This is a genomic window from Halobacillus salinus (assembly GCF_004684905.1).
GTDB classification, from domain to species: Bacteria; Bacillota; Bacilli; order Bacillales; family Halobacillaceae; genus Halobacillus; species Halobacillus salinus.
The window spans coordinates 88,656-105,244 of the sequence record NZ_SRJC01000003.1 but is presented as its reverse complement, the minus strand read 5'-3'; the positions used below and the strand labels follow the sequence as shown (position 1 = coordinate 105,244).

The following is a 16,589-nucleotide window of genomic DNA, read 5'->3' as shown; positions in this document are numbered from 1 at the left end:
GGTGTGTGATGATGGCAAAGGATGTCCTTTGTGAAGTATCCAACTGTGTTCACAACATCAACGGGAAAAGTTGTGGCGCAGATGAAATTTTTGTCGTTAGTCACAGTGGCCGACAAGCGCACAACAGTCAAGAAACCGATTGTCGTACGTTTGAACCTGCCCGATCATAATTGATTATTAAGAGGCTTGCTCGATTTTGAGTAAGCCTTTTTCTGTAAGCGCTTAAATAAAAAGAATCTTTATTATTTTCAGAAAAATGATTGCCAAGCCCTGCAACAGTTAGTATCATCATTATAAACAACACGGAAAAAGGGGTGGAAAGAATGAAGGAAACAAAGAAAGATCTACGAATCAGAAGTAAAGTCATCAGCGAAGGGGTGAACCGCGTTCCCAACCGTTCCATGCTGCGAGCTGTCGGTTTTACAGACGAAGACTTTAAAAAGCCGATGATTGGTGTTGCGAGTACTTGGAGCGAAGTGACGCCTTGTAACGTACATATTGACCGCTTAGCTCGTGAAGCTAAAGATGGTGCAAAAGAAAGTGGCGGCGCACCGATGATCTTCAATACGATCACAGTAGCGGACGGAATTGCGATGGGGCATGAAGGGATGAATTACTCCTTGCCAAGTCGTGAAGTGATCGCAGACTCTATTGAGACAGTAATGAATGCGGAAAGGCTTGATGGTGTCGTTGCAATCGGAGGGTGTGATAAGACGACACCAGGTTGTTTGATTTCGATCGGTCGCATGAATTTACCTGCTGTCTATGTGTACGGTGGCACAATTCAACCAGGAAAACTGAATGGAGAAGATATCGATATTGTCTCGTCTTTCGAAGCAGTCGGTCAGTATCATGAGGGAGAAATCAATGACGAACAGCTGCATAAAGTAGAATGTTCTGCTTGTCCTGGTGCTGGAGCATGTGGCGGTATGTACACGGCAAACACGATGGCATCTGCTGTAGAAGCATTAGGAATGAGCATTCCTGGATCTTCTTCCACCCCTGCTATCGCGGATTATAAAGAGCAGGAATGTCATCAAGCTGGTGAAATGATTCTTGACTTGCTCGAGCGTGAAATTTACCCAAGAGATATCATGACTAAAGAAGCGTTTGAAAATGCGATAACGGTCGTGATGGCATTGGGAGGTTCGACGAATGCTTTCCTTCACTTATTAGCGATTGCTCGCTCTGCAGGAGTCGATTTGACATTAGACGACTTCGAACGCGTCCGTCAAAACGTCCCACATATCGCGGACATGAAACCGAGCGGAAAATATGTCATGCAGGATTTATATGAAAGCGGTGGTGTACCAGCCGTTATGAAGCTTTTGCATGAGCACGGTCTCTTGCACGGAGATTGCCTGACGGTGACAGGAAAAACCGTTGCAGAAAACTTGGCAGAGGCTGAACCATTGAAAGAAGGGCAAAAAGTCATCTTGCCGCTTGAAGAGCCGATCAAACCTAATGGTCCGCTCGTTGTTTTGAAAGGGAACCTGGCACCGGATGGGGCGGTTGCGAAAATGTCCGGTCAGAAGATTTCCAGGTTCGAAGGGACCGCACGTGTGTATGACAGTGAAGCAGCAGCGACAGAAGCGATTGAAGACAATGTTATCCAAGCTGGCGATGTACTTGTCATACGAAATGTAGGTCCAAAAGGTGGACCGGGAATGCCAGAGATGCTCTCCATCACAGCCATGATTGTCGGTAAAGGACTCGGCGGAAAAGTCGCGTTGATTACAGACGGACGTTTCTCCGGTGGTTCTCACGGCTTCGTCATCGGTCACGTTGCCCCAGAAGCAGCCGTCGGAGGGCCAATCGGAATCTTAGAGACCGGCGATACCGTCATTATCGACAGCGATACGCAACAGATCAACATGCAAGTTTCAGAAGAAGAGTTAGACAGACGGAAGCAGGAATGGAAACGTCCTGAACCGAAGTTTAAAACAGGAGTGTTAGCGAAGTACGCGAAGTTGGTTTCCTCTTCTGCGAATGGAGCCGTTACAGATTTAGATTTAGACTAAGAAATGCAGAGGTCGCTTTAAGCGGCCTCTGTTATTTGTGTGAAAGGAAGTGGGTGGATGATTCGACGAGTGAACGAAGAGGAGAGGGAGAAGGAAGAGTATGTCAGAATGAGGAAGACACTCTGGCCTCATGCTTCGGACTCAGAGCACCGACAAGACATTGAACACACCACAAAGGGGCTTCCCTTTTATAAAAACGAATGGAAATGGCAGGTGTTTGTAATCGAAAGGCCGAACCGGTCTTTAGGAGGCTTCATCGAATTATCACTCTACCCTGAACTCCCCTTTGTGGACTCTAAGCCTGTTGCTTATATAGAAGGTTGGTATGTGGATGCTGATTTGCAAAGGCAAGGATTTGGCCGGAAACTGGTTCATGCAGGAGAGTATTGGGCACTGGAACAAGGCTGCCTTGAAATCGCTTCGGATGTAGAATGTGATAATGTTGGAAGTCAAGAGGCGCATATGTCACTTGGATTCAGAGAGAGTCATCGAAGTAATGAGGGAGTCTATTACAAGAAATACATTGGAAAAGAGGGGCCATTATGATCAGAGTTGGAATCATCAGACATGGGAGTACTCCGTGGAATAAACAACGACGCGCGCAAGGGTCATCTAATATCCCTTTAGATGATGAAGGTAGGAACGAAGCAGAAAAGCTAGCTTTAAGGTTAGAGAAAGAAGACTGGAGCTACATTTATGCAAGTCCGCTGGCACGGGCATCCGAAACAGCTGAGATTATTCAGAAACGATTGCAGATTCCTTTGATAAAAGATGACCGGTTACGAGAAGTCGGAGGCGGGCAGATTGAAGGAACGACAGAACAAGAGCGAATAGACAAGTGGGGCCAAGAGTGGAGAACACTTGAATTAGGAATGGAGAAAAAAGAAGACGCGCTACATAGAGTACTTTCTCTTCTGGAAGAAATAGAAGAGAAGCATGAGGAAGAGCGGGTGTTGGTAGTAAGTCATGGATCTTTAATCAGTCATCTCGTACGCGAGATCGTTTCCGGACAATCGGTTGATGGACATATCAATAACACCTCGATTACAGAAGTAATAAGAGACGTAGGAGATTGGGAGTTGGAGCTCTTTAATTGCACCCGTCATTTAGATGAGAACTAGAGCAGCTTGATCCCAAGCCGCTCTAGTTTTCTTTATGCTTTCTCGAAGTTTAAATCCCAAGTGATGTCATAAGCATCGCGCACTTTGGCGTAAGTAGCACCCCAGAACGTATCCTGAAGCTCCATTAACACAGTTCCGTTCTCTTTCAAGCGCTGGTAGTAAGTTTCAATCTCTTCAGGGCTGTCCAACTCAAGCGCGAGTGAAATGGTTGTACCAGGGTGTATGTCCTGATTAAGAAACGAGTCGGAAACCATGAAAAGAAAGTCACCTTTTTGAAAACGGGCGTGCATGATCCGGTCGTCCATTTCCGGAGGTGTTTCAAAATCAGCATCTCCGAACGTTTGCAAGTTTGTAATTTCGCCTTCAAAGATGTCCTTGTAGTAATTCAATGCCTCTCGTGCTGAACCGTTAAATGTAAAATAGGAGGTTGCTTGATGTTTCATGATCACCACTCCTTGGATTTTATTTACATAATTAGTATAGCGGACTCGCGGGATAAAAACAAGAACATTTGTTCTGTTTGTGTAGGTTTTATTTTTATCAAAAGTGGTATGTTTAATAGGGATAAGAAAGGAAGGATAGATAATGAAAGATCGTATTCAATTAGGTCAATCAGAGTTAAAGATAAACCCGATTGGTTTGGGGACTAATGCAGTAGGCGGTCACAACATATATCCGAATCTAGATGAAGAAGCCGGCAAAGACGTGGTGCGTACGGCATTGAATCATGGCATGAACTTTTTAGACACAGCTTTCATTTATGGACCGGAGCGGTCAGAAGAGCTTGTTGGACAGGTAGTGAAAGAACACGGTAAACGTGACGAGATCGTGTTAGCCACGAAAGGTGCTCACCAGTTCAAGGGGGACGATGTCGTATTCAACAACCGACCTGACTTCCTCAAGGAACAAGTGGAGGCAAGTTTGAAAAGGTTGCAAACCGATTATATCGACTTGTATTACATTCACTTCCCGGATGATGACACACCGAAATATGAAGCGGTGGGAGCTCTAAAAGAGTTGAAAGACCAAGGAAAGATCCGTTCCATTGGCGTTTCGAACTTCTCTGTAGAGCAGTTGAAGGAAGCCGATCAGGACGGTTACGTCGATGTAATTCAATCGGAATATAACCTTTTCAAGCGGGATGCAGAGAAAGAAATGCTGCCATACACAGCAGATAACCACATATCGTTCGTTCCATACTTCCCGTTTGCTTCTGGCTTGCTAGCAGGAAAATATGATGAAAACACGACGTTTGATGACTTCAGAGCGAAGAATCCTCTTTTCCAAGGGGAGGCATTCAAGGAGAATCTAGCGAAAGTCGATAAGCTGAGACCGATCGCGGAGCGTAATGAGGTCGATGTTCCTCACGTAGTGCTCGCCTGGTATTTAAACCAACCATCTATTGATGCCGTCATCCCAGGAGCAAAACGTAAAGATCAAGTTGTTGATAACTTGAACACGCTGAAGGTGGATTTGACGGATGGTGAAATACAAATGATTGATGAGATATTCTCATAAAATGGAAAACCTGTCCTTCGGGGCAGGTTTTTTTGGTAGGATATAAAGGAAAGGAGGTTTATTCTTGTCTATTTCAATAGAACGGCTCCGATCGTTGCTAGATCGTTTGTCTCCTGACCATCACTTGCTTCCCGCAGTTGAACAAGCCTACGGAATCAAAAAGTCAGGGATGAATGGGGAAGCTTCTCTCGATTATCACCTGCACTTTATTGACGGAGATTTTCAAGTATTGAACGGCATTCGTCTACAAGGGGATTTATATATTTTCCAGATGGATGTAGTCCTTGTAACACGCTCTCGTATCTTCCTGATTGAAGTAAAGAACTATGCGGGAGAGTTGATTTATGATGGAGATAACCACCAAATGCTGCAAATTGTAGACGGACAGCAGAAAGCTTACGCTGATCCGATCCTACAGGCGAAACGCCAGACTGTCCAACTCCGCAAATGGATTTCTCAACAAACTCTTCCTTCTATTCCGATCTCCGCGCTTGTCGTCTTCACCAATTCTTACGCTTCCTTAGATTCTCCTCATCCAGATGTCATTAAGTCCAGCTACCTTCCATTCAAGGTATCGAATCAGCAACTTTGTGATTTTTTACGAATCAATGATAGGCAGGTGGCTAATCGCATTCTAAAATCTCTCGGCTACAAAAAAGTTGGAAGCACCTCCAACTCCTATTACCTTATTCCAACAGATTGAAAGAACTTTCGCTTCATTTGAAAGAAGATTCACCTTTTTTGAAAGAAGATGAGGCTGAATTGAAAGAAGTTGCGCCCTTTTTGAAAGAACATTCCCATCAATTGATACAACCCCTCTAAATCTTGACCATGCACACATACCAAACCCGCCCAATACAATAACCCATCAGCTTTAATTGAGGAGTGATGAAGGTGATCGATGGAGCGGAGTACAAAAGACGCATCGCGGCACTAAAAAGCTCAGTTTGGTATGACGGAAAACTAGTAGAAGATATAACGGACCACCCAGCATTTCGTGGAGGCATTCAAAGTCAGGCTGAACTGTATGATCTACAGAATGAAGAAGAACATCAGTCCATCACCATGTCATCCAGTCAATTCGGCACCTCTTACTTAATTCCACGGACGAAAGCAGACCTCGAAAAACGAAGAAAGTTAGTTCAGTTGTGGGCTCGGCATACGGCCGGCATGATGGGGCGTAGTCCGGATTATATGAACACGGTCTTGGCATCCTTTGCCGCATCAAAGAACCTCCTTGAAAACGAGGAAAATTGTTTCCCTGACAGGCTTCAAGCTTTTTATGAGAAAGCTAAAGGAGAGGATTTGTCTTTTACTCATACGTTCATCAATCCACAAAACAATCGTGCAAGCTTGTCTTTTCTAGATGAAGATGATCAGAATGCCCGAATTGTCGATAAGACAGAAGAAGGACTTATCATTCGCGGGGCAAAGCTCTTGGCTACGCAAGGCGGAATGACGGATGAGGTTATCGTTTATTCAGCGCCTGGAGCTTCTAAGAAAGAGTATGCATACTTATTTTCCATTCCGACAGATACTGCCGGCTTGAAGTTTGTCTGCCGATCATCCTTTGGGGTGGATTCAAGCCGCTTCAACTCTCCATTGTCTTCTCGGTTTGAGGAGATGGACTCTCTTGTCTTGTTTGATGATGTTCTTGTACCTTGGGAGCGGGTGTTCCTTTATGAAAATATCCGGGCTGCCGATCAGCTCTATGTCAAAGGGAAGTTCACGCCGATGACCCTTCATCAGATTGTCTCCAGGCAGGTTATAAAAACCGAGTTCGTGCTAGGGCTAGCGATAAAGATCGTAGAGGAAATTCAAATCGAAGAATACCACCATGTGCAAAGTAAAGTAGCAGAAATGATCAAGGCGAGAGAATCGTTGAAGGCGCTCCTCCTCTTATCAGAAAACGACTCACTAGAGGACGAGGCGGGAGTAATGGTTCCAGCCAGGTTGCCTTTATACACTGCGATAAACGAATTCCAACGCTTTTATCCGAGATTTACGGAGATCCTCCAATTACTAGGGGCGAGTGGTCTAGTAACCCTTCCTTCAGAAGATGCCTTTCAGTCTGATTTACGTGAGGATTTGAACTTTTACTTACGGACGGGGGTTTCCAATGGAGAAGACAAAGTGAGGTTGTACCGCCTGGCATGGGATGTAGCGATGAGCTCGTTCGGATCAAGACAGACGCTTTATGAGCGTTTCTTTTTCGGGGATCCGGTCCGTATTGAGCAAGTCATTTACCAATCGTGCAACAAGGAGAGCTACTCTCAATTTGCAGAGGAATTTCTTCATAAAAAGAGCTGACGTCATAACGTCAGCCTTTTCTGTTTGTATGCTTTGCTCGTTGTTCAAGCTGTGATTTTGGTTGTTGTTCCGCTACGTCTTCCGTCAACCCTTGAGGATTAACGCTTTTTTCGCGCTTTCCTTTTTGGGCATTGCTTTTCTTACTCATCTGCGATCACCTCCACTTTTAGTTTGGACTAGGAGGTGTTTTTTACTATATCTTTTTCTGGAATTTCAAGATGAGCCAAGCTAAGAAGTTCGCGAGGAAGAACATAGGATTAAGCTGCGTGTTACCGTGGAGCACTTCTTCTTGGATTGGCATTTGTTCGTAATATTCTCTCGTTGATTGGTTGTTCTTGTCCTGCTCTTCTTTTATACCAATTAAGTAACGGTATTGAATGGGAAGCATGACGAACGTGATTACTAAATAGATGCTTACTATAATGATGATCGCTTTCAATAACATCCAAAAACTCCCTTCTCTTCCTAGTACGAATATCCCCTCTGATAAGTTTCAGTCGAATGATTCTATTCTTTTCGCAAAACCTAAACCAAAGGAGGAATAAATGATGCCAAAACAAGACAAAGGCCAGCGTATCACTGAAGAACAAGCGTCTGACTCATACATGGAGGGAACAATCGACGGCAAGATCGATCAAGTGGGAGAAGACGGGGAATTGATCAGTCATGATGGAGAAGAGCTTTCACGTCAACGGTTCCCGAAAGGAAAAAGACAGAATGAGCAGAAGAAATAAAATCCTTGTTCCGGAAGCACGTCAAGGTTTGGACCAATTGAAGGCAGAGATTGCCAATACAAATTCGCCGGAAGAAGCTAAGTATGAAATGGCGAGGGAGCAGGGGATTCCGTTTCGAAAAGGGTATAACGGTGACTTGACGACGAAAGAAGCTGGTAAAGTCGGGGGTTCCCTTGGTGGACAAATGGTGAAGGAACTCGTGAAGCGGGCTACCCAACAATTGAATCAGAATCAATAGAAAATCGGAGGCTGTGTGAAGCCTCCGTTTTATTTTGTTGTAAGGAAATTTTGGATCTCCTGCATGGTGGAACGAATAGCAAAAAGGGAAGCTTCTTCGTCAAAGCCGACATCGAGCGAATGATTTCCGCCTGGGACCAATATTTTGGAGAAGGGAATAGAGTCCCATGTCTGTTGTATGAAGTGATGGTCGCTGTCACCGATCACTGCAAGAGCAGGTGTTTCAATGTTTGTAATGGCTTCTCGTATGTCGTCATCTTTTAAAAGAGGTGTAAGTAAAATCAGTGTTGAGGCAGGCAGGGAACTTAAGACAAGTGGAACGGTACCAAGCGACTTGCCTAAGAATATGTAATCCCGATAGCTCTTCTCAAGGTCGACCACTTCGATGATGTCCTTGTACATAACCTCTGCCACTTTTCGTTTCGACTGCTCGAGAATAGATTCCGGGTAAGAATAGTGCAGGTGAATAACATCGATTTTGTTTTTCAGCATGGTCATTGTTGCGTAGTAGAATAGCGGGTGGTCGTAATTGTAGCTAGCTCCAGACAGCATGATGCAGACATCCGATCCGCCGTTCTGAATATGTGTATAAGTAAAAGTTTGACTTCTTTTTTCTTCTACTATCATAATCTGGTCTCCTTTTTCGAATAGTTTACCAAACAGAAGAGCAAATCGAGCATAAATTCAGAAAAATTCTGCTATAATGTTCAAAATGACAAATGCAATCATGAGGGAGATAAAGATGAAAGCATTAGTTGAACAAGTTCACTTTCATAACGAGAAGGTGATCCATTATCCAGATTCATTGGAATGGATTGGTCAGGGGAGAAGTGCTGTGGCGTTTCGTCATTACGAAACAGGCAGAGTCGTGAAAGTGTTTTATCCTTCTTATCGTACGGTCGCTACAGTGGAAGCGGATGTTTACACCCGCCTATCCACACATGAGTTATTTCCGGAAGTGTATGAAGCTGGGGATGGCTACATTGTGCTGGAGTATGTGACTGGCAGGACGTTGTATGACTGTCTAGTGGAAGGTGTTCCGATCACAGAAGAGATGATACACGAAGTGGACCGTGCGCTTGGGTTTGCCCGTTCGCAAGGGCTGAACCCTTCTGATACCCACTTGAAAAATATCATGTTGACCGAAGATGGTCGCATTAAGGTTATTGATGTAGCTCGTTTTTTCCAAGAAGAGGAATGTCCGCATTGGGATGACTTGAAAAAAGCCTACTACACGTACTATCAGAGGCCTTATTTTCCAAAGAAATACCCGAGGCTCTTCATAGAGTGCGTCATCCAACTTTACAGAAGGCGATTGCTACCGATCTAGTTTAATAAAAAGCGCACCTGGGAATGGAATGGAAAAAGAAAGGTGGGCTTACAGATGGCAGAGTATCGCTTAAGTGAGGTTGAAGTTGGTCAGAATTATAAAGCGAAGGAACTCGACAGTTTTGTTTCAACTTCGGAAGTGGTGTTAATGTCGAACAATGAGAACCAGTTGTTTACAGAACCCGAGCGAGAATACAAAGTTGTCAATGAATTCAACGGTTTCTTTGAACATGACGATCATGAAGGGGAAAAGTATTTCCGTGAGAAAAAGGTATATATCGTAGAAAAAATATAATCCCGGCCTTTGCCGGGATTTTTTTAATACCTCAATTTCATGAGAATGGATTGTAGTTGGTCATCTTCTTTAAGCGTTTCTTCGTATTTTTTCGTGATTTCTGTCAGAGCGACGTCATGATAGAAGAACTCCGTAAAGAATTTCACAAGTGGGCTGGACTGCGTTTGAATCCCTTGCCATTCATCGTGTTCCACTCCAGCGAGCACGATTTCTTTTTCATCGATGATGAGAAGCTGGTGGCGCTCCAGTGCTTGGTGGTTTCGGTCGGGCACTAGAATATGTGCTTCATTCAGCTTCGTGTGCATGTCTCCGACAGACAATAGTTCTACCGTCACCCCTTCCTCTTGCTTCTTTTCGAGTAGCGGCAAGTGATCCGCTAAGTCGTCGCTCCAGCCTGAAATGTAAATGCTTGACTGAGCACTCTTCAGCAACTCGGCAGAAACAGAAGAAATGGTAGTAGCATCTTGGATCGTCCATACGCGATCATCATTTTGAGTCAACGTGTATTCCTTGTTCTTCAACTCCTCTACATTCGCTTCGAATTCGGTAGTGAGTTTCTGGATTGTCGCATCCAGCGGAAGTGCCGTATATAGTTTTCTCCGGTTTGTAAAGGAACTCTTCAACAGCCCTTTATCTATCAAGCGATTGAGCACTTCGTAAACCTTTGATTTCGGCACTTGAGAATATTTCCCTACAGTTGTGGCGTCCAATGGTTCAACGCTTGCTGTAAGCACTTCGAACACTTGGCTTTCGTATTGAGTAAAGCCGAACTTCTGCAGCATATAACCCCTCTTCTCCGGTTGATTCTGTTCTAAGAATACACGGTTCTTGATCATCCGTAAAATTTCCTCTTGTATTGCTGATGAGTTGTGGTTACCATTGTAGTGGTAACTAAATGAAAAGGGGATTCATTATGAATAAAAAAGTCTATTTATTAGCCATTGTTTCCTTTGTTGTTGGTACAGTCGAGCTGATTATTGGAGGGCTCCTTGATCTAGTCGCAGAAGATCTCGGTGTCAGCCTTGGTCAAGCTGGCTTGTTGATTACCATTTTCTCTGTCGTGTTTGCAATTGCATCCCCAATCCTGCTTACGGTGACAGCCAAATACGAACGTAAGAAGCTTACACTAACGACACTGTTGATCTTCTTTGTCGGAAATTTACTGGCATTTTGGAGCCCTACTTACAGTGTCATCATGGCAGCACGTATCATGACTGCGGCAAGCGGTTCTTTATTAGTCGTATTAGCTGTGACGATTGCTTCGCAGATTGTGAAAGCAGACTACCGAGGTCGTGCAATTGGAACGATATTCATGGGCATTAGTGGGTCACTTGTTCTTGGAGTACCGATCGGTCTAACGATTGGGAATGCTTTCGGATGGAGAGCACCGTTCTTGTTCATCGCAGTCTTAACACTAGCTTCGATGGTGGCCGTGCATCTGTCCCTTGGAAACATCCAGCCGAAACCGATTATTCCAATCAAGAAACAGATTCAAACGTTGAAGGATCAGAAGATATTCTCAGCTCAATTAACTTCCTTCATCTTCCTTACTGGCCATCTAACGTTATACGCGTACTTGACTCCTTTCCTCAAATCGGAAATGGGGCTTAGTGCGACTTGGGTGAGCATTGTCTACTTCATTTTCGGAGTAGCTGCTGTCCTTGGCGGCGGAATAGGTGGAACATTATCTGACCGCTTCGGTTCGGAACGGAGCATAATCGGAATCATTATCGCGTTCGCTGTAGCGATTTTCTTAATTCCGCACGTAACGTTCTCTCTCCCTATTTTCCTAGCGGTCATGATCATTTGGAGCGCACTAAGCTGGGCGATTACACCTGCGCAGCAAAATTATCTGATTTCATCTGCTCCAGAAACATCTGATATCCAGCAAAGTCTGAATAACTCCGCTTTACACTTCGGAATTGCAGCAGGCTCATCGATCGGTGGAATCGTCATTGAGCAAACTTCTGTCATTCATAATGCAACAGTCGGAGGCTTTTTCATCCTACTCGCATTAGCCACTGCAGCATATTCCATTACACGAGGGAAAGAGAAGTTGGTCGCCCAACAATCTTAAGTAGCAAAAGCGCCTGTTCCTAATTAGGAGACAGGCGCTTTTTTTCTAAGAGGGCGCTCAAAAAGGAATAAGTCGCCTGGAAAGGGAGATAACTAAGTGTGTTCCAAAGAGGAGGGAATGCGAAATGGGTAGAGATGAACATCACCATTCAAAGGGGAAGAAAAAATATAAACTTCCTCAAACTCCAGAACACCAAAAACATCCTGGTATTGATGTAGAGTTCTCCGAACAAATAGCTGACCAAGATGATTTTGAAGCGTTAGAAAGAAGCAAGGAAGCAGATGAACGTGCGCACAAGCGTGAGCAAGAACAAATGCGTAGAAATAGATAACTCAGCGGAGTCATGCCCAGTTATTGGGTATGGCTCCATTCGTAAAATGTAAAAAGGTTATACAGTTTGAACTAAATAAAACATATGCTATACTATTGAATTGTGAGTCAAACGAAAACTATATAGAGGAGGACGTAATGTGAAGCACTTGCGAAAATGGCTACCTGCGATAGTACTAGGAGCCCTATTAGTTATCCTGGCAGCTTGTGGAGGAAATGAAGAACCGGACGAATCCACGGGTGAAACAGGAGAAGATACAGAAACAACGGAAACGTCAGATGAAAAAGGTACGATCAGCATCGGTATGAACAACTGGGCTGAGAACGTAGCCGTCTCGAATATGTGGAAATTGATCTTAGAGGATAAAGGGTACGAAGTAGAATTGAACAGTGTTGAGAAAGGGTTCTTGTATGAAGCATTAGCTTCTGGAGACTTGGATATCGGTACAGAAATTTGGTTACCGAACACGGACGCTCCTTTCTACGATAAATACAAAGATGAAATCGACTGGCGTGAAAACTGGTATGAAGGTACACAGTTAGGGCTGGTTGTTCCAAAATACATGGAAGATGTTAATACGATTGAAGATTTGAAAACTACAGATGCTTTCGAAGAGAAACAGATTGTTGGTATTGATGCAGGTGCCAGTCTGATGGGTCTTACGGAAGACGCGCTGAAGGAGTATGACTTGGATTGGACGCTTGCGGCTTCTTCAGGTCCGACGATGACGGCAGAACTTCAAAATGCAATCGAAGATGAAGAGCCGATTGTTGTAACGCTATGGAAACCACACTGGGCGTTTGCAGAAATGGATCTGAAGTTCTTGGAAGATACGAAGCAGGTTTATGGAGAATCTGAAAACATCTCCTATGCAGCTCGTAAAGGACTGAAAGAAGACCATCCAGAACTTGTGAAATGGTGGGACAACTTCGAGTTGAACGACCAGCAACTAGGTAGTCTGATGGCAGATCTGAATGAAGCAGATTCCCCTGAAGAAGGAGCTCAGAAATGGATCGATGAGCACCAAGATCTAATTGATGAGTGGACAGCTGAATAATCTTTCGACCTCTCTATTCTATTTGAATAGAGAGGTTTTTTTGTCGTTTTTTGAAGGGTTCGTAGTGAGATTTTACATTTACTTCATGTTACACTTGAAAAGTCAGATTTTTTACATAATAAGGAGAGGTCAATCTATGTCCATGCATGAAGAGGTTAAACGTGCTCAAGAATCAATTAACAGCGTCATATTAGGTAAAGGGGATATTGTAGAACTGTTGTTTACAGCGCTCCTTGCAGATGGTCATGTTCTGCTCGAAAGTGTACCAGGTTCAGGAAAGACAAAACTTGCCAAAAGCTTTGCAAAAGTGATGAACGGTAAATTCAGTCGTGTACAGTTCACTCCAGATGTACTTCCGAGTGATGTGACCGGAATCCAGTTCTTCAACCCGAAAACTCAAGAGTTCGAGTTGCGAAAAGGACCAGTCATGACCAACATTCTGCTCGCAGATGAAATAAACCGTGCGACTCCTAAAACACAGTCCAGTCTACTAGAAGTGATGGAAGAAAAGCAGACCACCGTTGATGGAGAAACACTAAAGATCGATGCCCCTCTATTTGTCGTAGCAACTCAGAACCCTGTCGAAAGTAACCAGGGAACTTTCCCGCTTCCGGAAGCCCAATTGGACCGTTTCTTATTCAAAATCGATATGGGATACCCGACAGATGAAGAGGAAAAGAACATCCTGCGAACGTACCAAAAGGACGAACCGATGGATGCTTTGATGGAGGGCATCACCTTAGAAACGATTCTATCGTTACGTGAACAAGTGAAAGAAGTCACGCTTGCGGATGATACGTTGAATTATTTGCTTGATTTGGTCCGTGTCACCCGTCGAACTGATGACGTGGAACTTGGGGTAAGTACTCGTGGAGCCCTAGCTTTCATGAGAGCTTCTCAAGCAAGAGCGCTTCTTCATGGGAGACAATATGTCACTCCGGAAGACGTGAAAACACTCGCTCCATACTTGTTTGAGCACCGGATTGTATTATCCATGGAAGGGGCAATTCGAAAATCCAATGAACAAGTGGTGAAAGAAATCATCGATCAAGTACCTGTCCCAGTTGAGGTAGGGACGTCGAAGTGAAGGAGTGGCACAGAGAACTAGGTACAGAAGACGATCGATACTTTGATATGTTAACTTCCCTTATTCTCCTCACCGGTCTAACAGGGATTATCCTAAATAAAGGTTTTTTGATGGTGCCTGCAGCTCTGATCGGGGCTATTTGGCTGTTGAGTAAATGGTATGACCGTCATGGCGGCACAAAACTTTCTTTATTAAACGAGAGAAAGTCCGTCCGATTGTTTCCGGGGGAAGAGACGAATATCTCGTTTTGGATGAGGAATGCATCCAAAGCCCCGATCATGAACGGGGTTTTGTCGTTCAAGACGGATACGACCTTAAAGGGAAGGGAGTCTTTCACAAGGGAAACACAGAAAGGGTATCACTATCAGCTTCCCCTTTCCCTCATTCAACATGGGGATTCTTCTGTCACTCTTCCCGTAACAGCTGTCCAAAGGGGTGTGACGAGGTTCAGTGAAGTTCAGTTCAAGTTCCCTCATTTGATCAAATTCCGGCCTGTTCACTTGAAGTACCAGCGGAAATACGAAACAGAAATTATTGTGTACCCGGAACAAAAGCCTGTTTACGGGATAGATAATGTCTTTCATGTTTCCATCGGGGAGCAGACAGCATCTATTTCTCCTTTTGAAGATTTACTTACTCCTGTTGGTACAAGGGACTATGTTACATCGGATCCATTTCACCGTATTCACTGGAAAGCAAGTGCTAAAACCCAACAATTGCAGACAAAAGTTTATGAGAGGCAAGTGGATAGAAGTTGGACGATCATTGTGAACATGGCCCAATATACACACATGGGGAATGCTCACCCCTCCCATCATTTCGAAGAACTGCTTTCTTATACGAGTTACCTCAGTCATGAAGCCGCAAAGCGAGGTCTGACTTTTGATATGGCGTTGAATATGAGGAGGCCGCACTACCGCCCGTATTTTTATCAAGAAGAAGGGCAAGGCGCTGGTCACCTGAAAGAGACATTAGAACTTCTTGCTCGAATGAACAAGGAACGGTTACTGATGCCGATGGAAGAGTTGATGTATAGAATGGACCAACAAATGTACAAAAGGAAGACGGTTCTTCTTTTAGGAGAAGTTCCTGAAAGTTGTTTCCGGTACATCAAGAAATGGCAGGCGCAGGGAATTACAGTCTTCGTCCTAGACGTAGAACAAGAAGAACCCGTTTTAGTTCAGGCTACAAAAAGGGGGAATACGGCATGATTGCAGGCAAGAAGTGGGTAACGATGGGTTACCAATTGCTTGGGCAAGCATTATTCGCCTACTTCCTTCTTTATTTACTTTCCGATTGGCTGTCCTTTTCCTTTGAGTTATGGTCTTATGCTTTGGTCATTTCAGGAGGTTTGCTGGCTTTACTAGTCACCACGTATTACAGAGCTTATCAACTACGGCTCGTGATCGTGCCTATCTTCATTATCGGATTGAGTTTCCTCACTGGTCTGTATTGGCTTTTAGGAATCGCATTGGCGGGTGCAGTGGTTTGGAGGTACCAGTCCCTTGAGGTAGAACCGGATTATGGTAATGAACATGCCTTATTGATGGCAACGACTATCCTTGCATTTGTGGAGCTTATCTTCTACCAAGACTTACAGCTTCTTGCTGCTCTGATCCTGCAATACGCTGTGTTACTTGGAGGGTACAATCTCTCTCACTACTTCGAGGTCTCGAAAGAGGATCGTTCAAAAGGAAAGCAGAACCTATCCTTATATGCCTTGGCCATTCCTGTTACTGTCCTCGTGCTAGTACTTGTTTTACCAGGGGCACGTACTGTACTCGGTTTTGCCTGGAGAATTGTCAGTTTCGTCTTCCTGAAAGGGTTCATGGTACTCCTTAGTGGTTTATCTCTAATAGGGCTGGATGTATCGAAAATAAGACCACTGAATAATGAAGAGGGAAACGAAACGAATCTATTTGAGGAATTTAATGACATGAATAACGAACAGCAAGAGGCAGGTTCTTATGACCCGAGTGTAGTGAATGCTATAGGCAACGCCACCCACTGGGGCACCATCATCGGTGTCATCATTGCTGTAGTCATTGCACTAGCCGTTCTTTATCGTTTCAACAAAAATAGATCATCAGATGAATTGGAAGCGGAAGATCTGTCGTATCAGAATGTTCATTGGGCAAGTGACGGCACACAATCTTTTCATACTGGTCTGGCTTTCTCGAGGTCTAAAGCTGATAACGCTGTCCGACAACAATTCCAGCAATTTGAGAAAGAGGCAGCCAAACGAGGTGTAGGGCGTCATTACAATGAGTCCATCAGCGATTGGTTTAGTCGCATAGGTGTAAAAGCCAATCACACAAATTTATATCAGAAAGTACGTTACGGTAATGAAGAGTTGTCCCCTGAAGAAAAAGAGGATTTCGCGAGAGAAATGGATCTGCTGACTCAGGAGGTTCGGAGGGTAGCGGAAGACAAAGATTAAGGTCGAGAGAGAAAATTAGTTTAACATCTCCT

At 44.2% G+C, this 16,589-nt stretch carries 22 protein-coding genes; 17 read left to right on the top strand and 5 right to left on the bottom strand.

All coding sequences use genetic code 11. The features are described from left to right. The first annotated feature begins 11 nt into the window (after positions 1 to 11). The 4 genes from E4663_RS12995 to E4663_RS12980 all read left to right on the top strand — a co-directional run bounded on the left by E4663_RS12995 (position 12) and on the right by E4663_RS12980 (position 3,142). Entirely contained in the window at positions 12 to 170 is a 159-nt protein-coding gene (locus E4663_RS12995; protein WP_079478477.1) for a DUF1540 domain-containing protein, read from the top strand. 153 nt (positions 171 to 323) lie between these two features. After that, entirely contained in the window at positions 324 to 2,021 is a 1,698-nt protein-coding gene (gene ilvD, locus E4663_RS12990; protein WP_135327935.1) for a dihydroxy-acid dehydratase, read from the top strand. A gap of 57 nt (positions 2,022 to 2,078) precedes the next feature. Then, positions 2,079 to 2,567: a GNAT family N-acetyltransferase gene (locus E4663_RS12985; RefSeq protein WP_135327934.1), complete on the top strand. Its 489-nt coding sequence runs from the start codon at positions 2,079 to 2,081 to the stop codon at positions 2,565 to 2,567. Next, on the top strand, positions 2,564 to 3,142 hold the full coding sequence (locus E4663_RS12980) for a histidine phosphatase family protein (RefSeq protein WP_135327933.1): 579 nt from the start codon (positions 2,564 to 2,566) through the stop codon (positions 3,140 to 3,142). The genes E4663_RS12985 and E4663_RS12980 overlap by 4 nt, the downstream gene beginning before the upstream one ends. Positions 3,143 to 3,174: 32 nt before the next feature. Here E4663_RS12980 and E4663_RS12975 read toward each other — a convergent pair whose 3' ends face one another. Next, positions 3,175 to 3,585 (bottom strand): VOC family protein, encoded by a 411-nt coding sequence (locus E4663_RS12975; RefSeq protein ID WP_135327932.1) that lies wholly within the window; start codon positions 3,583 to 3,585, stop codon positions 3,175 to 3,177. Positions 3,586 to 3,727: 142 nt separating this feature from the next. Between E4663_RS12975 and E4663_RS12970 the strand changes: the two genes are divergently transcribed. From E4663_RS12970 to hpaB, 3 genes are all read left to right on the top strand, one after another. After that, the gene (locus E4663_RS12970) at positions 3,728 to 4,660 is read left to right on the top strand and encodes an aldo/keto reductase (RefSeq protein ID WP_135327931.1); all 933 of its coding nucleotides are present in this window, start codon (positions 3,728 to 3,730) and stop codon (positions 4,658 to 4,660) included. A 64-nt stretch (positions 4,661 to 4,724) separates the two neighbouring features. Further along, the gene (locus E4663_RS12965; RefSeq protein WP_135327930.1) at positions 4,725 to 5,363 is read left to right on the top strand and encodes a nuclease-related domain-containing protein; all 639 of its coding nucleotides are present in this window, start codon (positions 4,725 to 4,727) and stop codon (positions 5,361 to 5,363) included. Positions 5,364 to 5,548: 185 nt separating this feature from the next. Then, positions 5,549 to 6,970 (top strand): 4-hydroxyphenylacetate 3-monooxygenase, oxygenase component, encoded by a 1,422-nt coding sequence (gene hpaB / locus E4663_RS12960; RefSeq protein ID WP_135327929.1) that lies wholly within the window; start codon positions 5,549 to 5,551, stop codon positions 6,968 to 6,970. Between the two features lie 10 nt (positions 6,971 to 6,980). Here hpaB and E4663_RS19990 read toward each other — a convergent pair whose 3' ends face one another. Then, on the bottom strand, positions 6,981 to 7,118 hold the full coding sequence (locus E4663_RS19990) for a hypothetical protein (protein WP_168927351.1): 138 nt from the start codon (positions 7,116 to 7,118) through the stop codon (positions 6,981 to 6,983). A gap of 45 nt (positions 7,119 to 7,163) precedes the next feature. Continuing rightward, on the bottom strand, positions 7,164 to 7,415 hold the full coding sequence (locus tag E4663_RS12955) for a DUF3949 domain-containing protein (RefSeq protein WP_135327928.1): 252 nt from the start codon (positions 7,413 to 7,415) through the stop codon (positions 7,164 to 7,166). A gap of 103 nt (positions 7,416 to 7,518) precedes the next feature. Here E4663_RS12955 and E4663_RS12950 point away from each other — a divergent pair, with 103 nt between their 5' ends. After that, on the top strand, positions 7,519 to 7,704 hold the full coding sequence (locus E4663_RS12950; protein ID WP_158290492.1) for a YozQ family protein: 186 nt from the start codon (positions 7,519 to 7,521) through the stop codon (positions 7,702 to 7,704). After that, the gene (locus E4663_RS12945) at positions 7,688 to 7,942 is read left to right on the top strand and encodes an alpha/beta-type small acid-soluble spore protein (RefSeq protein ID WP_135327927.1); all 255 of its coding nucleotides are present in this window, start codon (positions 7,688 to 7,690) and stop codon (positions 7,940 to 7,942) included. Before E4663_RS12950 ends, E4663_RS12945 begins: the two co-directional genes overlap by 17 nt. Positions 7,943 to 7,971: 29 nt before the next feature. On the opposite strand, the gene E4663_RS12940 is transcribed toward E4663_RS12945, so the two are convergent. Further along, positions 7,972 to 8,568: an alpha/beta hydrolase gene (locus tag E4663_RS12940; RefSeq protein ID WP_135327926.1), complete on the bottom strand. Its 597-nt coding sequence runs from the start codon at positions 8,566 to 8,568 to the stop codon at positions 7,972 to 7,974. Positions 8,569 to 8,683: 115 nt separating this feature from the next. Between E4663_RS12940 and E4663_RS12935 the strand changes: the two genes are divergently transcribed. Both E4663_RS12935 and E4663_RS12930 read left to right on the top strand, forming a co-directional pair. Then, positions 8,684 to 9,271, top strand: coding sequence for a serine/threonine protein kinase (locus E4663_RS12935; RefSeq protein WP_241657199.1), 588 nt, complete (start codon positions 8,684 to 8,686; stop codon positions 9,269 to 9,271). Between the two features lie 54 nt (positions 9,272 to 9,325). Next, on the top strand, positions 9,326 to 9,565 hold the full coding sequence (locus E4663_RS12930; protein ID WP_135327925.1) for a hypothetical protein: 240 nt from the start codon (positions 9,326 to 9,328) through the stop codon (positions 9,563 to 9,565). Between the two features lie 23 nt (positions 9,566 to 9,588). Here E4663_RS12930 and E4663_RS12925 read toward each other — a convergent pair whose 3' ends face one another. After that, the gene (locus E4663_RS12925) at positions 9,589 to 10,347 is read right to left on the bottom strand and encodes a TrmB family transcriptional regulator (RefSeq protein ID WP_135328121.1); all 759 of its coding nucleotides are present in this window, start codon (positions 10,345 to 10,347) and stop codon (positions 9,589 to 9,591) included. A 131-nt stretch (positions 10,348 to 10,478) separates the two neighbouring features. Here E4663_RS12925 and E4663_RS12920 point away from each other — a divergent pair, with 131 nt between their 5' ends. The 6 genes from E4663_RS12920 to E4663_RS12895 all read left to right on the top strand — a co-directional run bounded on the left by E4663_RS12920 (position 10,479) and on the right by E4663_RS12895 (position 16,557). Further along, complete coding sequence (locus E4663_RS12920; RefSeq protein ID WP_135327924.1) at positions 10,479 to 11,642, top strand: MFS transporter; 1,164 nt, start codon at positions 10,479 to 10,481, stop codon at positions 11,640 to 11,642. A gap of 124 nt (positions 11,643 to 11,766) precedes the next feature. Further along, a complete protein-coding gene (locus E4663_RS12915; protein ID WP_135327923.1) occupies positions 11,767 to 11,973 on the top strand; it encodes a YfhD family protein in 207 nt (68 codons plus the stop codon). Between the two features lie 139 nt (positions 11,974 to 12,112). Then, positions 12,113 to 13,030, top strand: a complete 918-nt coding sequence (locus E4663_RS12910; RefSeq protein WP_135327922.1) for a glycine betaine ABC transporter substrate-binding protein — start codon at positions 12,113 to 12,115, stop codon at positions 13,028 to 13,030. Positions 13,031 to 13,166: 136 nt separating this feature from the next. Beyond that, a complete protein-coding gene (locus E4663_RS12905; RefSeq protein WP_079478308.1) occupies positions 13,167 to 14,117 on the top strand; it encodes an AAA family ATPase in 951 nt (316 codons plus the stop codon). Then, positions 14,114 to 15,328, top strand: coding sequence for a DUF58 domain-containing protein (locus tag E4663_RS12900; protein WP_135327921.1), 1,215 nt, complete (start codon positions 14,114 to 14,116; stop codon positions 15,326 to 15,328). The genes E4663_RS12905 and E4663_RS12900 overlap by 4 nt, the downstream gene beginning before the upstream one ends. Continuing rightward, positions 15,325 to 16,557, top strand: a complete 1,233-nt coding sequence (locus E4663_RS12895) for a DUF4129 domain-containing protein (protein WP_135327920.1) — start codon at positions 15,325 to 15,327, stop codon at positions 16,555 to 16,557. Before E4663_RS12900 ends, E4663_RS12895 begins: the two co-directional genes overlap by 4 nt. Positions 16,558 to 16,589 lie beyond the last annotated feature (32 nt).

Coding starts and splice junctions, on each gene's coding strand:
- E4663_RS12985 (WP_135327934.1), top strand. CDS start 2,079: ATGATTCGACGAGTGAACGAAGAGGAGAGGGAGAAGGAAGAGTATGTC.
- E4663_RS12995 (WP_079478477.1), top strand. CDS start 12: ATGGCAAAGGATGTCCTTTGTGAAGTATCCAACTGTGTTCACAACATC.
- hpaB (WP_135327929.1), top strand. CDS start 5,549: ATGAAGGTGATCGATGGAGCGGAGTACAAAAGACGCATCGCGGCACTA.
- E4663_RS12930 (WP_135327925.1), top strand. CDS start 9,326: ATGGCAGAGTATCGCTTAAGTGAGGTTGAAGTTGGTCAGAATTATAAA.
- E4663_RS12935 (WP_241657199.1), top strand. CDS start 8,684: ATGAAAGCATTAGTTGAACAAGTTCACTTTCATAACGAGAAGGTGATC.
- ilvD (WP_135327935.1), top strand. CDS start 324: ATGAAGGAAACAAAGAAAGATCTACGAATCAGAAGTAAAGTCATCAGC.
- E4663_RS12940 (WP_135327926.1), bottom strand. CDS start 8,568: ATGATAGTAGAAGAAAAAAGAAGTCAAACTTTTACTTATACACATATT.
- E4663_RS12970 (WP_135327931.1), top strand. CDS start 3,728: ATGAAAGATCGTATTCAATTAGGTCAATCAGAGTTAAAGATAAACCCG.
- E4663_RS12895 (WP_135327920.1), top strand. CDS start 15,325: ATGATTGCAGGCAAGAAGTGGGTAACGATGGGTTACCAATTGCTTGGG.
- E4663_RS19990 (WP_168927351.1), bottom strand. CDS start 7,118: ATGAGTAAGAAAAGCAATGCCCAAAAAGGAAAGCGCGAAAAAAGCGTT.
- E4663_RS12955 (WP_135327928.1), bottom strand. CDS start 7,415: ATGTTATTGAAAGCGATCATCATTATAGTAAGCATCTATTTAGTAATC.
- E4663_RS12905 (WP_079478308.1), top strand. CDS start 13,167: ATGTCCATGCATGAAGAGGTTAAACGTGCTCAAGAATCAATTAACAGC.
- E4663_RS12945 (WP_135327927.1), top strand. CDS start 7,688: ATGAGCAGAAGAAATAAAATCCTTGTTCCGGAAGCACGTCAAGGTTTG.
- E4663_RS12920 (WP_135327924.1), top strand. CDS start 10,479: ATGAATAAAAAAGTCTATTTATTAGCCATTGTTTCCTTTGTTGTTGGT.
- E4663_RS12950 (WP_158290492.1), top strand. CDS start 7,519: ATGCCAAAACAAGACAAAGGCCAGCGTATCACTGAAGAACAAGCGTCT.
- E4663_RS12925 (WP_135328121.1), bottom strand. CDS start 10,347: ATGCTGCAGAAGTTCGGCTTTACTCAATACGAAAGCCAAGTGTTCGAA.
- E4663_RS12975 (WP_135327932.1), bottom strand. CDS start 3,585: ATGAAACATCAAGCAACCTCCTATTTTACATTTAACGGTTCAGCACGA.
- E4663_RS12980 (WP_135327933.1), top strand. CDS start 2,564: ATGATCAGAGTTGGAATCATCAGACATGGGAGTACTCCGTGGAATAAA.
- E4663_RS12915 (WP_135327923.1), top strand. CDS start 11,767: ATGGGTAGAGATGAACATCACCATTCAAAGGGGAAGAAAAAATATAAA.